Source organism: Paenibacillus sp. FW101-FHT12H11, assembly GCF_058790355.1.
Map to the genome: position 1 here is coordinate 242,102 of NZ_JBYTCO010000001.1, position 18,325 is coordinate 260,426.

At 47.5% G+C, this 18,325-nt stretch carries 19 protein-coding genes; 15 read left to right on the plus strand and 4 right to left on the minus strand.

Going from position 1 to position 18,325, the window contains the following annotated elements:
- Nucleotides 1-93 precede the first annotated feature (93 nt).
- From hisS to AC3WTJ_RS01250, 4 genes are all read left to right on the plus strand, one after another.
- Nucleotides 94-1,359, plus strand: a complete 1,266-nt coding sequence (gene hisS, locus AC3WTJ_RS01235; RefSeq protein WP_492520202.1) for a histidine--tRNA ligase — start codon at nucleotides 94-96, stop codon at nucleotides 1,357-1,359.
- Nucleotides 1,360-1,389: 30 nt separating this feature from the next.
- Nucleotides 1,390-3,168, plus strand: a complete 1,779-nt coding sequence (gene aspS, locus AC3WTJ_RS01240; protein WP_492520203.1) for an aspartate--tRNA ligase — start codon at nucleotides 1,390-1,392, stop codon at nucleotides 3,166-3,168.
- Between the two features lie 24 nt (nucleotides 3,169-3,192).
- The gene (locus tag AC3WTJ_RS01245) at nucleotides 3,193-3,945 is read left to right on the plus strand and encodes a tRNA threonylcarbamoyladenosine dehydratase (protein ID WP_157319184.1); all 753 of its coding nucleotides are present in this window, start codon (nucleotides 3,193-3,195) and stop codon (nucleotides 3,943-3,945) included.
- Between the two features lie 641 nt (nucleotides 3,946-4,586).
- On the plus strand, nucleotides 4,587-5,906 hold the full coding sequence (locus AC3WTJ_RS01250) for a replication-associated recombination protein A (protein WP_157319183.1): 1,320 nt from the start codon (nucleotides 4,587-4,589) through the stop codon (nucleotides 5,904-5,906).
- Here the strand turns inward: AC3WTJ_RS01250 and AC3WTJ_RS01255 are convergent.
- From AC3WTJ_RS01255 to mnmA, 3 genes are all read right to left on the minus strand, one after another.
- Nucleotides 5,901-6,275, minus strand: coding sequence for a DUF3889 domain-containing protein (locus AC3WTJ_RS01255; RefSeq protein WP_492520204.1), 375 nt, complete (start codon nucleotides 6,273-6,275; stop codon nucleotides 5,901-5,903). The two genes, AC3WTJ_RS01250 and AC3WTJ_RS01255, sit on opposite strands and share 6 nt — an antisense overlap.
- Before the next feature lie 143 nt (nucleotides 6,276-6,418).
- Nucleotides 6,419-7,102: an AlkZ-related protein gene (locus tag AC3WTJ_RS01260; RefSeq protein ID WP_492520948.1), complete on the minus strand. Its 684-nt coding sequence runs from the start codon at nucleotides 7,100-7,102 to the stop codon at nucleotides 6,419-6,421.
- A gap of 51 nt (nucleotides 7,103-7,153) precedes the next feature.
- The gene (gene mnmA, locus AC3WTJ_RS01265; protein WP_492520205.1) at nucleotides 7,154-8,242 is read right to left on the minus strand and encodes a tRNA 2-thiouridine(34) synthase MnmA; all 1,089 of its coding nucleotides are present in this window, start codon (nucleotides 8,240-8,242) and stop codon (nucleotides 7,154-7,156) included.
- A 321-nt stretch (nucleotides 8,243-8,563) separates the two neighbouring features.
- On the opposite strand from mnmA, the gene cymR reads away from it, so the two are divergent.
- The 5 genes from cymR (at nucleotide 8,564) to AC3WTJ_RS01290 (ending at nucleotide 12,120) form a co-directional block, all read left to right on the plus strand.
- A complete protein-coding gene (cymR, locus tag AC3WTJ_RS01270; RefSeq protein ID WP_127455352.1) occupies nucleotides 8,564-8,983 on the plus strand; it encodes a cysteine metabolism transcriptional regulator CymR in 420 nt (139 codons plus the stop codon).
- A gap of 8 nt (nucleotides 8,984-8,991) precedes the next feature.
- Complete coding sequence (locus AC3WTJ_RS01275; RefSeq protein ID WP_492520206.1) at nucleotides 8,992-10,140, plus strand: cysteine desulfurase family protein; 1,149 nt, start codon at nucleotides 8,992-8,994, stop codon at nucleotides 10,138-10,140.
- A 28-nt stretch (nucleotides 10,141-10,168) separates the two neighbouring features.
- Complete coding sequence (locus AC3WTJ_RS01280) at nucleotides 10,169-10,690, plus strand: PRC-barrel domain-containing protein (RefSeq protein WP_157319179.1); 522 nt, start codon at nucleotides 10,169-10,171, stop codon at nucleotides 10,688-10,690.
- A gap of 10 nt (nucleotides 10,691-10,700) precedes the next feature.
- Nucleotides 10,701-10,901, plus strand: coding sequence for a YrzR-like zinc ribbon domain (locus AC3WTJ_RS01285; RefSeq protein WP_079419326.1), 201 nt, complete (start codon nucleotides 10,701-10,703; stop codon nucleotides 10,899-10,901).
- A gap of 148 nt (nucleotides 10,902-11,049) precedes the next feature.
- On the plus strand, nucleotides 11,050-12,120 hold the full coding sequence (locus AC3WTJ_RS01290; protein ID WP_127455355.1) for an AI-2E family transporter: 1,071 nt from the start codon (nucleotides 11,050-11,052) through the stop codon (nucleotides 12,118-12,120).
- Nucleotides 12,121-12,375: 255 nt separating this feature from the next.
- Here AC3WTJ_RS01290 and AC3WTJ_RS01295 read toward each other — a convergent pair whose 3' ends face one another.
- Entirely contained in the window at nucleotides 12,376-12,600 is a 225-nt protein-coding gene (locus tag AC3WTJ_RS01295; RefSeq protein WP_492520207.1) for a DUF3951 domain-containing protein, read from the minus strand.
- A gap of 461 nt (nucleotides 12,601-13,061) precedes the next feature.
- Here AC3WTJ_RS01295 and alaS point away from each other — a divergent pair, with 461 nt between their 5' ends.
- From alaS to mltG, 6 genes are all read left to right on the plus strand, one after another.
- On the plus strand, nucleotides 13,062-15,689 hold the full coding sequence (gene alaS / locus AC3WTJ_RS01300) for an alanine--tRNA ligase (RefSeq protein WP_492520208.1): 2,628 nt from the start codon (nucleotides 13,062-13,064) through the stop codon (nucleotides 15,687-15,689).
- A gap of 112 nt (nucleotides 15,690-15,801) precedes the next feature.
- Complete coding sequence (locus tag AC3WTJ_RS01305) at nucleotides 15,802-16,062, plus strand: IreB family regulatory phosphoprotein (protein ID WP_028555746.1); 261 nt, start codon at nucleotides 15,802-15,804, stop codon at nucleotides 16,060-16,062.
- 17 nt (nucleotides 16,063-16,079) lie between these two features.
- Nucleotides 16,080-16,496 (plus strand): Holliday junction resolvase RuvX, encoded by a 417-nt coding sequence (gene ruvX, locus AC3WTJ_RS01310; RefSeq protein WP_127455357.1) that lies wholly within the window; start codon nucleotides 16,080-16,082, stop codon nucleotides 16,494-16,496.
- A gap of 6 nt (nucleotides 16,497-16,502) precedes the next feature.
- Complete coding sequence (locus AC3WTJ_RS01315) at nucleotides 16,503-16,811, plus strand: DUF1292 domain-containing protein (RefSeq protein ID WP_056610485.1); 309 nt, start codon at nucleotides 16,503-16,505, stop codon at nucleotides 16,809-16,811.
- Nucleotides 16,808-17,104, plus strand: a complete 297-nt coding sequence (locus AC3WTJ_RS01320) for a DUF1292 domain-containing protein (protein ID WP_127455358.1) — start codon at nucleotides 16,808-16,810, stop codon at nucleotides 17,102-17,104. The genes AC3WTJ_RS01315 and AC3WTJ_RS01320 overlap by 4 nt, the downstream gene beginning before the upstream one ends.
- 116 nt (nucleotides 17,105-17,220) lie before the next feature.
- Nucleotides 17,221-18,321, plus strand: a complete 1,101-nt coding sequence (gene mltG, locus AC3WTJ_RS01325; protein ID WP_492520949.1) for an endolytic transglycosylase MltG — start codon at nucleotides 17,221-17,223, stop codon at nucleotides 18,319-18,321.
- The last annotated feature ends 4 nt before the right edge of the window (nucleotides 18,322-18,325 follow it).

Sequence of the window (18,325 nt, forward strand, 5' to 3'; positions counted from 1 at the left end):
TGTGAATCAAATCTCTCGTCCCTGACGAACGTCGGGGGTGGGGGATTTTTTTGTTATATAACCAAGAGCGACAGATAAAGGGAGGTTGAACATATGAGCATTCAAAAGCCAAAAGGCACGCAGGACCTGCTTCCAGGCGAAGTGGAGAAGTGGCAGTATCTGGAGAGTATGGCGAGAGACCTATGTCAACGATTTAACTACAAAGAAATCCGTTCGCCGATTTTCGAAAGTACGGAGCTTTTTTCCAGAGGTGTCGGAGAAACGACCGATATTGTCGAGAAAGAAATGTACACCTTTATGGATAAAGGCGATCGCAGTATGACATTGCGCCCGGAAGGGACAGCCGGCGTTGTTAGGGCTTATGTGGAAAATAAGCTGTATGGAGTTCCAGATCTGACGAAATTGTTCTATGTGGGACCGATGTTTCGCTATGAGCAGCCCCAAGCCGGAAGATACCGTCAGTTCCACCAGTTCGGGATTGAAGCTTTCGGATCCGTTGATCCAAGCATTGATGCCGAAGTTATTGCTCTAGGCTACACGTTTTACAAAGAAATTGGGTTAAAAGACGTAACCGCTGAAATTAACTCCGTGGGCACACCATCCGTTAGAACGGTTTACCGTGAGAAATTACAGGAATTTTTTGCACCTGTGAAACACTTGCTTTGCAAAGATTGCCAGTCCCGTTATGATCGCAACCCAATGCGCATTCTTGATTGCAAAACCGATCAGAAGTACGCGGTAGGCGCTCCTGAGATTCTGGATTATTTGGACGAAGAATGTTCGACACACTTTGCACAGGTTCGCGAGCACTTAACCGCTATGGACATTCCCTATCGGGTGAACCCTCGCCTGGTGCGCGGGCTTGATTATTACACACACACCGCTTTTGAGTACAAAGCAGCCGGCATTGGAGCTATCGATACAATTGGCGGCGGCGGGCGCTACAACGGTCTCGTTGAGCAAATTGGCGGACATGGCACGGATCAGCCAGGGGTAGGATTGGGGCTAGGTCTGGAACGCATTCTGCTTGTGCTGCAGGCGCAAGGTGTTGAGATTCCGAAACCGGAGCCGCTTGATGTATACCTGATCGGGTTAGGCGAGCCTGCCGAGAAGGAAGTCACGAAGCTGCTGCACCAGTTAAGGGTTCAAGGCCTCAAAGCCGAGAAGGACTACCAAGGACGCAAATTGAAGGCGCAAATGAAATCAGCAGACCGTTTTCAAGCGAAATATGTGGCGATTCTCGGAGACGATGAGTTAGCCCGCGGCGAAATTACGCTGAAGCAGATGGAAACAGGTTCTCAAGTCATTGTAAGTTTAGTGGATCTTGCTTCAAATGCTGCAAAGACACTATTCGAATAGATTAATTACTCATGAGGAGGCAACAACATTATGATGCTCAAAACACATCATTGCGGGCAGCTTACGAAAGATCAGGTAGGACAGACTGTTATTCTAAACGGGTGGGTACAAAGAAGACGTGACTTAGGCGGGGTACTATTTATTGATCTTCGCGACCGCAGCGGGCTTGTACAGACCGTATTTAACCCGGATTTCTCAGGGGATGCTCTAGCGATTGCTGACCGTGCACGTAATGAATATGTGCTTGCTGTAAAAGGGAAAATCGTAGAGCGTGACGCCGAAACGGTTAATAAAAATATCCCGACGGGTGAAATTGAAATTCAAGTAACAGAAATCGAAATCATGAACGCTGCCAAAACACCTCCGTTCTTCATTGAAGACGGCGTGGAAGTAGATGAAGCCGTTCGTCTGAAATATCGCTATTTGGACCTTCGCCGTCCGGAAATGCAAAGAACGTTAATGCTTCGCTCAAAAGCGTCCAAAATATTCCGCAATTTCTTGGACGACCAAGGATTCGTAGAAGTGGAAACACCGATTTTGACGAAAAGCACACCGGAAGGCGCTCGGGATTACTTGGTGCCAAGCCGTGTTCACCCAGGTGAATTTTTCGCGCTGCCGCAATCCCCACAAATTTTCAAACAGCTATTGATGGTTAGTGGTCTGGAACGGTACTACCAAATCGCACGTTGTTTCCGCGACGAAGACCTTCGTGCAGACCGTCAACCGGAATTTACACAAGTCGACATTGAGACTTCCTTTCTGGCGCAAGATCAATTGCTGGATATTTTGGAAGAGCTTGTCGTGAACTTGATGAGAGAGACGGCACAAGTCGAAATTCCGCGTCCTTTCCAACGGATTACGTATGCGGATGCGATGGCGAAATACGGCTCAGACAAACCGGATCTTCGTTTCGGGCTAGAACTTGAAGATGTATCGGATATCGTGCAAACTTCCGGCGTTCAAGTATTCGCGAATGTGGTTAAAGGCGGAGGCCAAGTGAAAGCGCTGAATGCCAAAGGCTGCGGTACTTGGAGCCGTAAAGAGATCGATGACCTGCTGCCATTCGCGGCGCGTTACGGGGCCAAAGGCTTAGCTTGGATTCAAGTCAAAGACGGCGAATTCAAAGGGCCTATCGTGAAATTCTTTAGCGAAGCTGAAATTGCTGCTCTGACTGAGCGTCTAGGCGCTGAAGAAGGAGATCTACTTCTTTTCTCCGCTGACAAAAAGAAAGTCGTTGCCGATGTGCTTGGAAACCTTCGTCTGAAAATCGGTCGTCAGCTTGGACTTATCGACGACTCCAAATTCAAATATGCATGGGTTGTAGACTTCCCACTGCTTGGATACGACGAAGAAGCGAAACGTTATGTCGCCGAACACCATCCGTTCACGCGTCCTAATGAAGACGACATTCATTTCTTCGATACGGACCCAGGTCAAATTCGCGCTCAAGCGTATGACCTTGTATTGAACGGCTATGAAGTAGGCGGCGGTTCCATGCGTATTTACCAACGTGACGTGCAAGAGAAAATGTTCGGAGCACTTGGTTTCTCAAATGAAGAAGCACAAGAAAAATTCGGCTTCTTGCTCGATGCGTTCGAATATGGAACGCCTCCACATGGCGGTTTCGCCTTCGGTTTCGACCGTTTAGTGATGCTGATCACAGGCCGAACGAACTTGAGAGAAACGATTGCATTCCCGAAAACAGCTAGCGCGACTGACCTGTTGATGGATGCACCGGGAACTGTAGATGACAAACAGCTTGATCAATTGTCGATTCGCTTAGCGCTTAAGCAGCCTGCTAAAGCCTAAGAACATTGAAGAGGACGTGTTTCTATGCTTCACCAATTTTCGCGGACTGAACTAGCCATTGGCCCTGAAGGTCTAGATATTATGAAAAATAGCACTGTCGCCGTCCTGGGCATCGGCGGTGTCGGTTCGATCGCTGCAGAAGCATTGGCGCGTACAGGGGTCGGACGGCTTATTCTGATCGACAAGGACGTTGTCGACATCACGAATATTAACCGTCAGATTCATGCCCTTACAACGACCGTAGGGCAGCCGAAAGCTGATCTGATGCGCGATCGGATCAAATTGATTAATCCGGAATGCGATGTTATTTCGATGCGGATGTTCTACACAGAAGAAACATACGAGGAAGTGTTCGCTCATCACATCGACTACATGCTCGATGCCAGTGACACCATTTCCTATAAAATTCATCTGATCAAACAGTGCCTGGAGCGGAAGATTCCGATCGTCTCCAGCATGGGCGCCGCTAACAAAATGGACCCTTCGCAGTTCAAAGTAGCGGATATTTCCAAAACAAGCATGGATCCGATCGCTCGGGTCGTGCGCCAGAAGCTGCGCAAAGAAGGCATCAAAAAAGGCGTAAAAGTCGTCTTCTCCACCGAAGAGCCGATGAAGCCGCGTGAAGACGTTACACAACAAATCGTACCCGCGAATGCACCGGAAATTCGCAAAGCGAAGCAGCCTCCGGCGAGCAACGCTTTCGTTCCTCCGGTCGCGGGATTGATCATGGTCAGCGTGGCCGTGAAAGATCTGTTGGAGATTGGTTCGAAGAAATAAAAGATGAGGGGCTATCTTAACAGGTCAGAGATGATCTGTTGAGGTAGCCCCTTTTTGTTTTGGAAAGTGGTGGTGGGGGCATGGTGCTGTGAAACAGAGAGGTGCTGCATTCGGGAGCCGTGTGCAACTCCAAGTGCAAGTGCTAAATGCAAACCCTCGACCCCAGCTCCACGCCCACCTCACGTTATCTAGACAGTAGCCATCTTTTTACGGACTCAGTAGCCGCTATTTCGACAATTGAGCTAAATTTCAAGAGCTAACGGACTGAGGAGGCGTTATTTAATGGTTTTGTTGCTGTTTTAGGCAATTCCGAGGCATTTAGCAACTGGTGAGTCCGTTAGATGTAAAATTTGTCCCAAAAGCAGCAAATAGAGATACCTCAGTCCGTTAGCCCACAGAAATTCTCAACAAGCAGTAAATTCCGACAGAATGCCCAATTTCCAACCAATTCCCAGTTGTTAACTGTAGGAATTACAGTACCACATTTTAAACACCAGTTTTGCAACTAACTTACTTGTACGAAATACAGCTTCTCCTCGCGCTCTAGCCAAGCAGCCACCTCACACAAGACATGACAGTCTACCCTATGAGGCGTATAATGAAAACAGTCTATTTAAACCCAAAGCAAAGGAATAACCAACATGGACTTGTTTACATATGCCTCATCGCAAGAACCGACCGGCAAGCTGCTCGCCGACCGTATGCGGCCTACAACGCTAGACGAATACATCGGTCAGGAGCAAATTGTCGGCAAAGGCAAGCTGCTGCGCAGAGCCATTGAAGCCGATCAGGTGAGCTCCATCCTGCTCTATGGTCCGCCGGGCACAGGGAAGACCACTCTCGCCAATATCATCGCGAACCGGACCAAGGGAGAGTTCATGAAGCTGAACGCGGTCGATGCTTCGGTCAAAGATGTGCGAGAGATCATCGAGCTCGCCAAGACCAATAAAGCGATGTACGGCCGCAAGACGATTTTGTTCTTGGACGAGGTGCACCGCTTCAACACCTCGCGCCAGGATGCGCTGCTCCCTGCCGTAGAGCAGGGCATCCTCATCTTCATCGGGGCGACCACAGAGAACCCGTTCCACCATGTGAACGGGGCTCTGCTGTCGCGCTCGACGCTGTTTCAGCTCGAGCCCCTCACGGCGGAGCATGCGCTCATCGCCATGCGAAGAGCCATCGCCGATCCCGACAAGGGGCTCGGTTTCATGCGCCTTCACGTGGACGAGGAGGCGCTGGAGCATATCGCGCAGATGGCCGTTGGCGACATCCGCCGCTCTTTGAACGCGCTGGAGCTGGCAGCGCTCACGACCTCGCCCGAACCGGATGGTACGGTTCGGATCACGCTGGAGGTGGCGGAAGAGTCGATCCGCCGCCCCATCGTGAAAGCGGACGAGTCGACGCAGTATGACGTCTTGTCCGCCTTTCACAAGAGCGTACGCGGCTCCAGTGACGCCGCGCTGTTCTGGTTCTTGTATGCCGTCGAGAAGCTCGGCATGGACCCTATGACGTTCCTGCGGCGCCTTATCGTCGCTAGTAGTGAAGACATCGGCCTGGCTAACCCGCAGGCCATGGTGCAGTCTGTGACGGCCATGGATGCGTACCACAAGATTGGCTGGCCGGAATCGAAGTACGTCATTTCCCAGGCAATTTTATTCGCGGTGGAGAGTCCCAAATCGAATTCCATCCCGATCGCGATCTCGCGTGCGGAACAGATGATGGAGCGCGTTAAATCTGCAGACGTGCCGCTTCATTTGCGCGATACGCACTACAAAGGAGCGGAGAAGCTCGGGCACAAAGGATATATGTATCCGCACGATTATCCGGGGCATTATGTGCAGCAGCAGTATTTACCGGATGAAATTAAACATGAAATCATCTTTGCGGCCAGCGAGCAGGGAACGGAAGATAAGATGCGGCAGAATCAGCACAAAAGAAGAGGGAAGCCTGCAGATCTATAAGATCTGTAAGTTCCCTCTTCTTTCTTGTTCCATTTGAATGGTAAAAAGTTTTTCCGACACAGGGTCATATCGTATGGATACGATCAGCGGGAATTCAACGCCCTGATGTCGAACCCAGAAGCGAAATTGTTGCTGATCCACCCCTGGCGCTACACGGGAATGGCCCAAATACTTATAGTCTAGCAACGTGTATACTTTGCCAGCTTCATGGAAGGCGACTCGGCTCCATTTGGCATAGAGGGGGTCAGGATCTTGAGACGGAGCTGGCTGTCGGGCTATAGCTTCCAGGATGTCAACTTCCATGCTCGCTTGTGCTGTGCCGCACCAGCTTAGTCCAAGCAGGAGAAGCACGGCTGAGATTTTCCTCATTCGCTCACACCTTTCGCCTATAGGGTTCGCGTAGGCGCGAGGCGGCATACTAGCAGGCATTGAGGTAAATTAGGGCACTTTTTGCAGATTGAGGGGATAAAAAAAGAACCTCCTAAGAAGAAGAGGCCCTTTTCTTTTTTTACTTATAACTTAAAAATCTTTCCAAGGTATTGAACTGCCTTAGAGCTATAACGCTCCTGAATATAAGCTCTAAACTGATTTTTCGCTTCAGGTGTCGGTAATGAATTCACCGCTAAACCATGAAGTTCCATCCAATGCAGGGCTGTCATATAGCAGGTACTGTTCCAGCCGTTTTTTGTACCATTGGCGGTCAAACGCTCGCTGATGCCCGCAATTACAATATCCGTTTTGCTCTGCAGCTCAATGAGCGCACGGTCGAATTCACTTTTGGACTCTTTGGCTTTCATTCCGGTAACAGCCCGAAGCTCTTTGACATCAATGCCTTCGTTCGCCTCAACCGCTTGGAACAGCTCGACGGCTGATTTGGGAAGCAGCCCGTCTTCATAGCGTTCTTCCACAGAGTAGGGGTCTTCCAACAGATTTTTTACCAAAGGGAAAAGGTCCGCTGAAATTAATAAAGGCTTCTTAGCGAAAAAACGCCCATAGGCGGCAAGTCCGTCACCTGGCAGGCGGTCCCGCCAAAGCCAAGGATCTGTCTCCAAGCCGGTATGCCATTGTCCTTGTGTTGTCATGGATTCAAGTGAAGGATGATCCGGTATAAAAGAAGAGAGAGATAGAATGCCGACTTCTTTCACGATTTTTGTCACATCCTCGTACGTAGCAGCCTTCAAGTCCGCCTCATTCATTTTAATCAAATTGATCATCCTTCTTTCTCGAACCAACTATTTTGTCTCGTATTATTTATGAACTTTATCAATTACACCGCCGCCTAAACAAACCTCACCGTCATAAAAAACAACGGATTGCCCAGGCGTGACAGCTTTCTGCGGCGAATCGAAAACTACTTCAACAGTTCCGTCCTCTTGAAAAGTCAGAACGACGCCTTGGTCAGGCTGACGGTAACGGAATTTCGCTGTGCAGGCGAATGAGCCTTGAGGTTTCTTCGGAGAAATCCAGTTTACATCAGTCGCTGTCAGCCCCTTGGAATAAAGTCCAGGGTACTGCTCGCCTTGAACGACAAGGAGTTCGTTGGTTTCCAAATTTTTATCTACGACGAACCATGGCTCGCCTGAGCCTGAACCGCCAATGCCAAGACCTTGTCTTTGGCCTAGCGTGTAGTACATCAGCCCGTCATGACGGCCTTTAACCTCGCCGTTGCGGATATCAACCATATTGCCGGGTTTGGCAGGCAAGTACTGGCTGAGGAACTCTTTGAAATCGCGCTCTCCGATGAAACAGATGCCCGTGCTGTCTTTTTTCTTTGCCGTTGCAAGACCGGCTGCTTCGGCAATTTTACGAACTTCCGGTTTCGGCAGGTGGCCGATTGGGAACATCGCTTTGGACAGCTGCTGCTGCGTAAGCACGTTGAGGAAGTAAGTTTGATCCTTGCCAGGGTCATTGCCCCGCAGGAGCACATACTCGCCGTCTTGTTCTTTCACTTGGGCATAGTGGCCGGTAGCGATATAGTCGCCGCCTAAATCTATGACTTTCTGGAGCAGCTCACCGAATTTGATTTCTCTGTTGCACATCACATCCGGATTCGGCGTGCGACCTTTGGTGTACTCGTCCAAGAAATAAGCGAACACCTTATCGTAGTACTGTTTTTCAAAATTAACTGTATAAAAAGGGATTCCGAGCTGGTCGCATACTCTTCGGACATCCTCTGCATCTTCTTCGGCTGTGCAATGGCCAAATTCATCGGTATCGTCCCAGTTTTTCATGAAAATGCCGATGACTTCATATCCTTGCTCTTTCAAGAGCAGTGCGGCAACAGAAGAATCGACACCCCCGGACATACCCAGAATGACACGTGTTTTTTTATTCATGGCTTGTGTTCCTCTTTTCTATCCTGTGAGACTTAGTCGTTTATCTTTGAAACTCTTCCTATTATACATCTCTCTAGTTAAAAATTAAAATATTTCATGAGAATGTCATTGTTTTTCCCCCACAGAACAAGGAATTATGATAACATAGATACGATATACGGATGTTTAGGAATGTTTTTGTTAAAAATGGAAACGCTGTTTACCTAGATAGGGACGAGCATACTGTCTGAACGTGGACAAAGCAGTAGGTAAACAACTCACAATTTCTCGTAATATCAATTAGCCCCCTTGATGGCATAAATGTTGAATGAGGTGTAAATTTTGAAAATTTCCACAAAAGGCCGCTATGGTCTAACGATCATGATGGAGTTGGCCAATCGAGTTGGTGAAGGTCCGACTTCACTCAAAAGTATTGCCGAAAAGCATCAGCTATCCGAGCATTATCTCGAGCAGCTAGTTGCTCCTTTGCGTAACGCGGGATTGGTCAAAAGTATTCGTGGAGCGTACGGTGGATATATTCTCTCCAAGCCTGCTGATCAAGTGACAGCGGGTGAAGTGATTCGCGTGTTGGAAGGACCGATTAGTCCTGTCGACTTTACGGAGGAAGATGACCCGGCGAAGCGCGATTTATGGATCCGTATCCGCGACAGCATCGCGGAAGTGCTTGATTCTACAACGCTTGCGAACCTAATTTCCTTTGAAGACGCAGGCCAGCACGACAATTACATGTTTTACATTTAAGGTGATTTATGAATCCAATTTATCTTGATCACGCGGCGACCACGCCGGTGCATCCCGACGTTATGGAAGCTATGCTTCCTTTTTATACAGCTTATTTTGGCAATCCTTCCAGCACGCATAGCTTCGGCAGAGCGACGAGAACAGCACTGAACCGCTTTCGCGACGCGATGGCGAAGTCACTTTGCTGTCTGCCTGGTGAACTCATCTTTACGAGCGGCGGGACTGAAAGCAACAATATGGCGATCTTTGGGATCATCCATGCGAACAATAATGGCAAGAAACATATCATTACGACAGAGATTGAGCACCACGCTGTCCTGCATCCCTGTGAGCGGCTGGAGAGCCTCGGTTACGAGGTCACTTACCTTCCAGTAGGTCCGACTGGTCTTATTCAAGTCGAAGATGTGGAGTCGGCTATTCGTCCCGATACGGCTCTCATCTCTATCATGTATGTGAATAATGAAATAGGCACGATTCAACCGATTGCAGAAGTTGGCCGGTTAGCACGAAGCCGGAATATTCCTTTTCATGTTGATGCCGTTCAAGCTTTAGGTAAATTACCGCTGAATCTTCATGAACTGCCGGTTGATTTGCTTAGCTTGTCTGCTCATAAAATATATGGTCCTAATGGTGTGGGTGCATTGTATGTCTCCAAGAATACGAAGCTGGTTCCTCATGCATTTGGCGGTGCGCAGGAAAGAAAACGCCGCGCGGGAACGGAGAATGTAGCTGCCATAGCGGGGTTTGCCAAGGCAATGGAGATGATTCTCCCTATGACGGAAACCCTTTACGAGCAAGCTGCAGAGCTTAGACAGTGTATGATGGCTAGCTTGGAGCAGCAAATAGGCCGTGATCAATTTACGATAAATGGACATGCCGAACAACAAGTTCCGCATATTCTGAACATCAGCTTTCCTGGCGTATCCACAGAGACGCTGCTTATGAATCTTGACCTGGAAGATGTGGCTGCAGCAAGCGGTTCTGCGTGCACCTCAGGTTCACTTGAAGTGTCTCACGTTTTACAAGCAATGAAACTTCCAGAAAATGTTACAGCCTCTGCCGTTCGATTTAGCTTTGGAATGGGGAATTCTAAAGATCAAATTGAAACAGCTGCCCAGAAAATTGCAACCATTGTCAAACGGCTGCGTAATAATTAGTACCGGGTGGTTCTAGGAGGAAAGCACCTTGCGCAGAGCGCATGATTTGATCGGACTTCCCGTTCTGACGGTAGATTCCGGCAAACAATTAGGCCAAGTGAAAGATTTGATGATTGACCCTGAATGGAACATACGAGGCATTATTCTAGAAGCAAAGATGTGGTTTTCCTCCTTACGGTACGTACCGTGGGATGGAGTTGTCGCTGCAGGTGAAGATGCCGTTACCATACCGAACGAAAATGTCATAGTCGAGTTTGAGCAGGCAGTTGAATGCCATGCTTTTCTGGAAGGAAGCCACCCGATTAAAGGTCTTCCAGTCGTTACTGTCGGCGGAGACAAATTAGGCGTGGTAGAAGATGTTTATTTAACCCAAGATTGGGGTAAACAAATAGTAGGTTATGAATTGTCCGAAGGGTTTATTTCTGATTTAAAGGAAGGGCGTAAATGGCTTCCCATGCCGGATTCGGCAACCAAAGGTGAAGATGCCATTATAGTGCCTGTACATTGCTCTCAGGAAGTAGAAGAACTCTTCGTATCCAAAGAAGAATAGGGTGAGCAAGATGCGTTGTCCAAACTGTAATTCCAAAGATATTGGAAAGATCGGTTCCCACCAGTTTTATTGCTGGGGTTGCTTTATCGAACTCAGCGTCAACGGAGAGAAAATGTCCGTGTATCAAGTAGAAGAAGACGGAACGCTAAGTTCTCTGGATGATTTATTTTTTGAAGAAGAAATGCCATTGATCCAAGAACACGCAAATTAATCATAATAGCAAACAGGAGACGTTACTTATGGGCACATCCGTGCTTGTAAAGTAGCGTCTCTTTGTTTTGGTCTACAAGGTTAATTTGACCAGCATGTACATATACTGTATGAGCGTAGATATATTTAGAATCACTGAGGTGGACGAGATGGAACGTTTTTGGAGAAATCGTTGGTTTGTAGGGCTGGTGTATTTGCTTTTGGCACTGGCCTGTATCTATATGCTGCTGCTGATCAAACCCATTTTACTAAGCTTATTCACTTTTTTAAAAGCGATATTAGCGCCATTTTTCATCGCAGTAATTATTTCCTATATCTTGAACCCGGTCGTGAACATGCTGAACCAGCGCAAAGTGCCGAGAACGATTGCCGTGCTGTTGATTTATTGTGTTTTTATATCCTCGCTCACGGTCATAATCATGAATATGACTCCTGTATTTATGACGCAAATTGCGGAGCTGAACGAGCACATGCCGCAGATGGAAATTCGCGCGCAATCGATTGTGGACGGATTTAACCAGAACAGACTGCTGCCGGACAGTGTGCGAGACGGCTTTAACCACTCGTTAACGAAGTTGGAAAATAGCATTTCCATGGCGATATCGAATTACATGAATCAAATTGGAAGCACGATTTCCATGCTGTTTATTGCATTTATCGTGCCATTCGTTGCCTTTTACATCATGAAAGACTTTCAAATCATCGAGAAAACGGCGCTAGCCATCGTACCGAAGGAGCATCGCAAGAAAACAGTTAAGCTTCTCATCGATATCGATACTGCGCTTGGGAATTATATTCGCGGCCAGCTGTTGGTTTGCGTCATTATTGGGGGGCTTGCGTACTTGGGGTATTGGCTCATTGGTATGCCGTATGCGCTTTTACTCGCCAGTGTGGTGGCGGTTTTCAATATTATTCCCTACCTTGGCCCGTTTTTTGGAGCCGCGCCCGCGATCATTATGGCCTCAACGATTTCGCTAAAAATGGTGCTATTTGTCGCGATTGTGAATTTAGCCGTGCAAATTCTTGAGGGGAATGTCATTTCACCGCAAGTGGTAGGCAAAAAGCTGCATATGCATCCACTCGTTATTATCTTTGCCTTATTGGTCGGCGGGGAAGTAGCGGGTATAGTTGGCCTCATCCTAGCGGTACCGTTCTTCGCGGTCATGAAGGTGATCATTCAGCACGTTTTCTTGCACTATGTCCATAAACCCACGACTTAGCGGGATCTAAGGATGGGCTAGGCCAAAACTAGGCTAAGCGCATAAATAGACGCACAAAACCCCCGTGTATCATGACTTGCGGGATCATGGTACACAGGGGTTTTGCACGAGGGTTGAGGATATTAAAGGGTGTGGCATACGTAAACCATCGAATGGGCTACGGAATGAATTAAACGTTGATTCTATGTTGCTTCATTCGATAATGAAAATCATTATCAATGAGTTTAGTATATCGCCATTGAGAACGATTGTCAACTATGATTTTAATCCTTTATCTTTATCGTCTCCTTGATCGGCATTTTCTTCTTTTTCTTCTTTTTGCTCTTGAAATTGAACGCGGGTTTGGCCTGTTATATAATCGAAAGGATTATATCGGCTATCCGGAATTTCCTTCTTAATGAGTGTTTTGGCCATGATGTAGATGACGAGAACAAAAACAGGTGTAATTAACCCTAGCAGCATAAGAGCTGATAAATCCATTAGCATCACTTCCTCATCATTTTGTTGGATCAATATTTTATTGTACTTACGATGTCCACACCAAACTGGTTCCATGAACAGGGATCAATATTGACACGGTTCAGGCATAAAGTTATAATTTGCCTTATCTAGATCTACTGCAAAAGCGTTGATGAAATTGAAGTAAGTCATAGTCCACTGTCAGAGATGAGGTTCCGGTGAGCGGCTTTTGCGCGAATCCGGCTGGAAGAACCTCTCGGTGCTAGGATGGCTGAAAGCTAATTTCGGAGTGTGGATGAACTCCACCGGATGGACCCGTTACAGATCCGCACAAGGAGATTGCCTGATTTCCTCTGCCGTAGGTTCGGTGGGAGGGAAACGCAATAACCAGGGTGGTACCGCGATGATTCGTCCCTGTATGTTACAGGGGCGTTTTTTGTTTGTTTTCAAACATTATAGGTAAATATGGAGGCTTGAGTGAGATGAAGGCAAGTGAAATTCGTTCCAAATGGTTGCAGTTCTTCGCAAGTAAAGGGCATAAAGTAGAGCCCAGCTCTTCGCTTGTTCCGCATAATGATCCGTCGTTGCTCTGGATTAACGCCGGTATTGCGCCGTTAAAGCCATATTTGGATGGACGGGAAATTCCGGAGAATCCGCGTATTACGAATGCTCAGAAATGTATTCGTACGAACGATATTGAGAATGTCGGGAAAACGCGCCGTCACCATACATTTTTTGAAATGTTAGGGAACTTCTCCATCGGTGATTACTTTAAAAAAGAAGTTATTCCATGGGCTTGGGAGTTTTTGACGGATCCGCAATGGATCGGATTTGATCCGAATCGTATTTCCGTTACCGTGCACGAAGATGATGAAGAAGCTTTTGAGATTTGGCACAAACAAATCGGTATCCCGGAAGAGCGTATCTACAAGCTCAAAGAAGATAATTTCTGGGACATCGGCGAAGGTCCATGTGGTCCTTGTACGGAGATTTTCTATGACCGTGGCGACAAATACGGCGATTTATCCGATCCGGAGTGCTGGCCTGGGGGAGAAAACGAACGTTTCTTGGAAGTGTGGAACCTTGTGTTCACACAGTTCAACCATAATAAGGACGGCAGCTACACACCTCTTCCTAACAAAAACATTGATACAGGCGCAGGACTGGAGCGCTTCGCTTCAATTCTGCAAGACGTAGATTCCAACTTTGACACGGATCTGTTCAAACCGATTATCGATAAAACCTGTGAGCTTACAGGTGTAACGTATCATGTGAACGATGATCACGATGTGGCATTGAAAGTAATCGCCGATCACATTCGTACGGTGGCCTTCTCCGTAGGCGATGGCGTACTTCCTTCTAATGAAGGACGCGGTTATGTGATCCGCCGTTTGCTGCGCCGTGCTGTGCGTTACGGGAAAGTGCTTGGCCAAGATAAACCGTTCCTCTACAAACTGGTTGCTACTGTCGCTGAAATCATGGGCGTTTACTACACGGAGGTTGTAGACAAACGTGAATTTATCGAAAAGGTTATCCGTACCGAAGAAGAGCGTTTCCATGAAACGTTAAGCGATGGTTTGGTCATCCTGGCGGAGATGGTCGAAAAGACGCGTCAAGCCGGTACGAATCAAATCAGTGGACCGGATGCCTTTAAACTATATGATACGTATGGCTTCCCGTTCGATTTGACGGAGGATTTTGCTTCAGAAAAAGGCTTGACGGTTGATCGTGAAGGGTTCGACGCTTCGATGCAGGAACAGCGTGACCGTGCAAGAGCAGCTAGTCAAAAAGAAGGCGGAATGAAGGTACAAGGCGGCCCGCTGTCCGAATTGACGGTTAAAAGCGAATTTGTTGGATATAATGAATTGGTAGTTACTGCTAATATTGAAGCTATTGTTCATGAAAATGAGCTTGTCGACATCGTTGGCGTAGGCGAGACTTGCCAGGTTATTCTGGACCGCACACCTTTCTATGCGGAAAGCGGCGGTCAGGTGAGCGACTTCGGAACCATCCGCAACAGCCAGGTTACACTGAAGGTTGAAGATGTCATTAAAGCGCCTCATGGGCAGCATGTTCACAAAGTCGTAGTGGAGTCTGGCGTTCTGCGCAAAGGCGACACGGTAGAGGCTATCGTAGCATCTGCTGAGCGCGGCGATATCATCAAAAATCATACGGCTACGCATTTACTGCATAAAGCGCTGAAAGAAGTTCTGGGCTCGCATGTTAACCAAGCAGGCTCCCTGGTAGAACCGGATCGTTTGCGTTTTGACTTCTCGCATTTCGGCAGCATTAGCAGCGAAGAATTGCAGGATGTTGAGCAGCGCGTGAACCGTCAAATTTGGAATAACATTAATGTCGAAATTTCATTGAAACCAATTGCTGATGCGAAAGCGATGGGAGCAATGGCACTATTCGGCGAGAAGTACGGCGATATCGTGCGCGTCGTGCAAGTCGGCGATTACAGCTTAGAGCTGTGCGGCGGCTGTCACGTTCAGAACACGGGCCAAATCGGTTTATTCAAAATCGTGAGCGAATCCGGTATCGGGTCCGGCGTACGTCGGATCGAGGCAGTTTCCGGCCGCAGCGCGTATGAATACCTTGACCAGCAGCTGCAATTGCTCAAAGAAGCAGCAGGCATGCTCAAATCGAACGTTCAAGACGTTCCGAAACGTGTCGAAGCGGCACTGCAGCAAGTGAAAGAGCTTGCACGTGAGAACGAATCGCTGCGCGGCAAACTTGGCCGCATTGAAGCGGGATCCTTAACGGATCAAGTGAAGCAAGCTGCCGGTGTTTCGGTGCTAGCTGCCCAAGTCAACGCAGCGGATATGGATTCACTTCGTAACATCGTCGATGAAATGAAGACGAAACTGGGGTCTGCTGTTATCGTTCTAGGCGCTGTGGCTGACGATAAAGTCAATTTGGTTGCAGCTGTTACACCGGACCTTGTTGCAAAAGGCTTCCATGCCGGCAAAATTATTAAAGAAGTAGCTGCAGCAGTTGGCGGAAGCGGTGGAGGCCGACCGGATATGGCCCAAGCAGGCGGTAAAGACGCTTCCAAATTACAGGCTGCACTTTCCGGCGTTGAGGGACTTCTGTCGCAATTTGCATAATTATTTTTTTGGGGGACAGGAATTTTTAAACCCATAGAGAATATAAACCAGTATACACGAACAGTTTTCAAATTTTTACAAATGGTATCACAAGGAAAGTGAGGTGCTCCTGATGAGTTCCATGGATAAAACGATGAAGTTCAACGTGAAAGCAGAAGAAATTGAGACATCGCCCAAAGATGTGTTATTAGCGGTGTACGATGCTCTTCAGGAAAAAGGGTATAATCCGATCAACCAGATTGTCGGGTACTTGCTTTCCGGAGATCCTGCTTATATTCCACGGCATAATAATGCGCGCAGCCTCATTCGTAAACGGGAACGCGACGAACTGATTGAAGAGTTGGTTCGCGCTTATCTGGGTCAACACAAATAGAAGGAAATGAGAACCGCATGAGATGGATAGGCTTGGATTACGGGGATAAAACGATTGGTGTAGCGATGAGCGATGAGTTGGGATGGACCGCACAAGCGCTGGAAGTCATACATCGTCGTAAGCCAGGAGAAGACATTGACCGGCTGGTTGCGATTGTCGAGCAGTACGGTGTCACACAAATTGTCGTTGGCTTACCCAAAAATATGAACAACACGATTGGTCCTCGCGGCGAATTGGCCATCGAGTTTTCGAAAGAGTTAGAACAAAAACTAAGTGTACCCGTACACTTGTGGGATGAGCGTCTAACGACCGTTGCTGCGACTCGCACACTGCTTGAAGCAGATGTGAGCCGGAAGAAGCGGAAGCAGGTCATTGATAAAATGGCCGCGCAAATCATCCTGCAAGGGTATATGGATGCCAATATGAAGAGGTGAATGAACATGTCCAAAGAAGAATTGCGTGAAGAGGAACCAGAAATCATTTACATCCCGGACGATGAAGGCAACGAAGAAGAGTTCGAGGTTATCATGAAATTCGAAGTGGACGGTTCTGACAAGAAGTACATGATGGTGGTGCCTACAGACGGAGGAGACGAAGAATCCGACGAAGTGTATGCCTTCCGTTATGAAGAAGATGATGACGGCGAAGATTTGAAGCTGTTCACCATCGATGATGAAGAAGAGTGGAATATCGTGGAAGAAACATTTAACACATTAATGGCAGAATTCGATGAGGAAGAAGAAGCATGAGTACGACGCTTTCTGACGTATTGCGCAAAGCTTACGGGGATGATATTATTTTGTTTGATGAGCAAAATGAATCAACGGTTTATCATCTTCTTAAAGAATTCGTTTATGACAATAGAACGTATGCGGTTTTGCAATCCGATGAACTCAAGAAGGAAGACGAGGTTGCGGTTTTCCGGGTGACGCAGAATGCGGACGGCGAATACGAGCTGGAAACCATCGAAGATGACGACGAATACGAGACTGTTTCGGAGCTCTACGATGAGATGGTATTTCCAGATCAGGATGACTTGTAAGAAGCAAACAACCGAGCGGAGCGCATCCGCTCGTTTTTGTTTGCTTGGAGAGCTCGCGATAGCAAAGTTTTGTTTTTTGCTGCTGCATAACGTTTAGGAGGATCATCGTGAACAACATGCTTGATCAAGAAAGCGCAGGGAAGACGACGAAAACAAAGAAACTGAAGCTAACACTTCTTATAGTGGGTACGTTTCTGCTCATTATTATCGGGACAGCAAGCGGTATAGGATTATATATTGCGAACGGCCTGCAGCCGGTTGAAGCCTCGGAGCAAGAAGTGAGGGTATCCATTCCCCCAGGCGCCGGATCTGGACAAATCGCGAAAGAGCTTGAAACAAAGGGCCTTATTAAGAACTCATCCATTTTTACGTATTATTTAAAAGTTAAAAAGCAAGGCTCCAGGTTTCAAGCCGGTGAATATGACATGAAGCCCGGCTTAACTTTTGATGAGATGATTGAAAAGCTGAATAAAGGGGAAACGGTAAAGGAAGAGGTTATTCGAATAACGATTCCTGAGGGATACACCGTTGATCAAATTGCTGCCAAATTAAGTGAACAGACGCCATGGAACAAAGATGTGTTCTTGAAGCTGGCAGATGCGCCTGCAGGCTTGACGGAAGATACCGCCGCGAGCGGCATTCCGGATAATAAGAATTTGAAGCACCGGCTTGAAGGGTATTTGTTCCCGGAAACGTACGAGTTTAAGAAGGGTTCGACGGAAGAGGAGTTCGTTGAGCGAACGCTGCAGCAATTGGACAAGAAGCTTGCAACGCTGCCGCCTGACTGGAAGGATAAACTCAAAGAACGTGGACTTAGCGTGCATCAGATGCTGACGATCGCTTCTTTAATTGAGCGAGAGGTTGTTGTGGATGAAGAGCGGGCTCTTGTTTCCGGCGTTATCCAAAACAGGTTGAAACAGAACATGCCCCTGCAAATTGATGCAACGGTGCAATATTTGTTTGATAAGTCCAAGGATCGGTTGTTGGAAAAGGATTTGCAAATACAAAGCCCTTATAATACGTACTTGAATACAGGGCTGCCTCCGGGGCCAATTGCCAGTCCGAGCCTTGCCTCGATGAAAGCAGCAATTTATCCGCAAGAAACGAAGTACTTGTTTTATGTAACAAAGAAAGACGGCACGAAAGGGCATTTGTTCGCGGAGACCTATGAAGAACACAAGAAAAATATTGCGGAAAGTAAAAAGGCCGCGAATTAATACC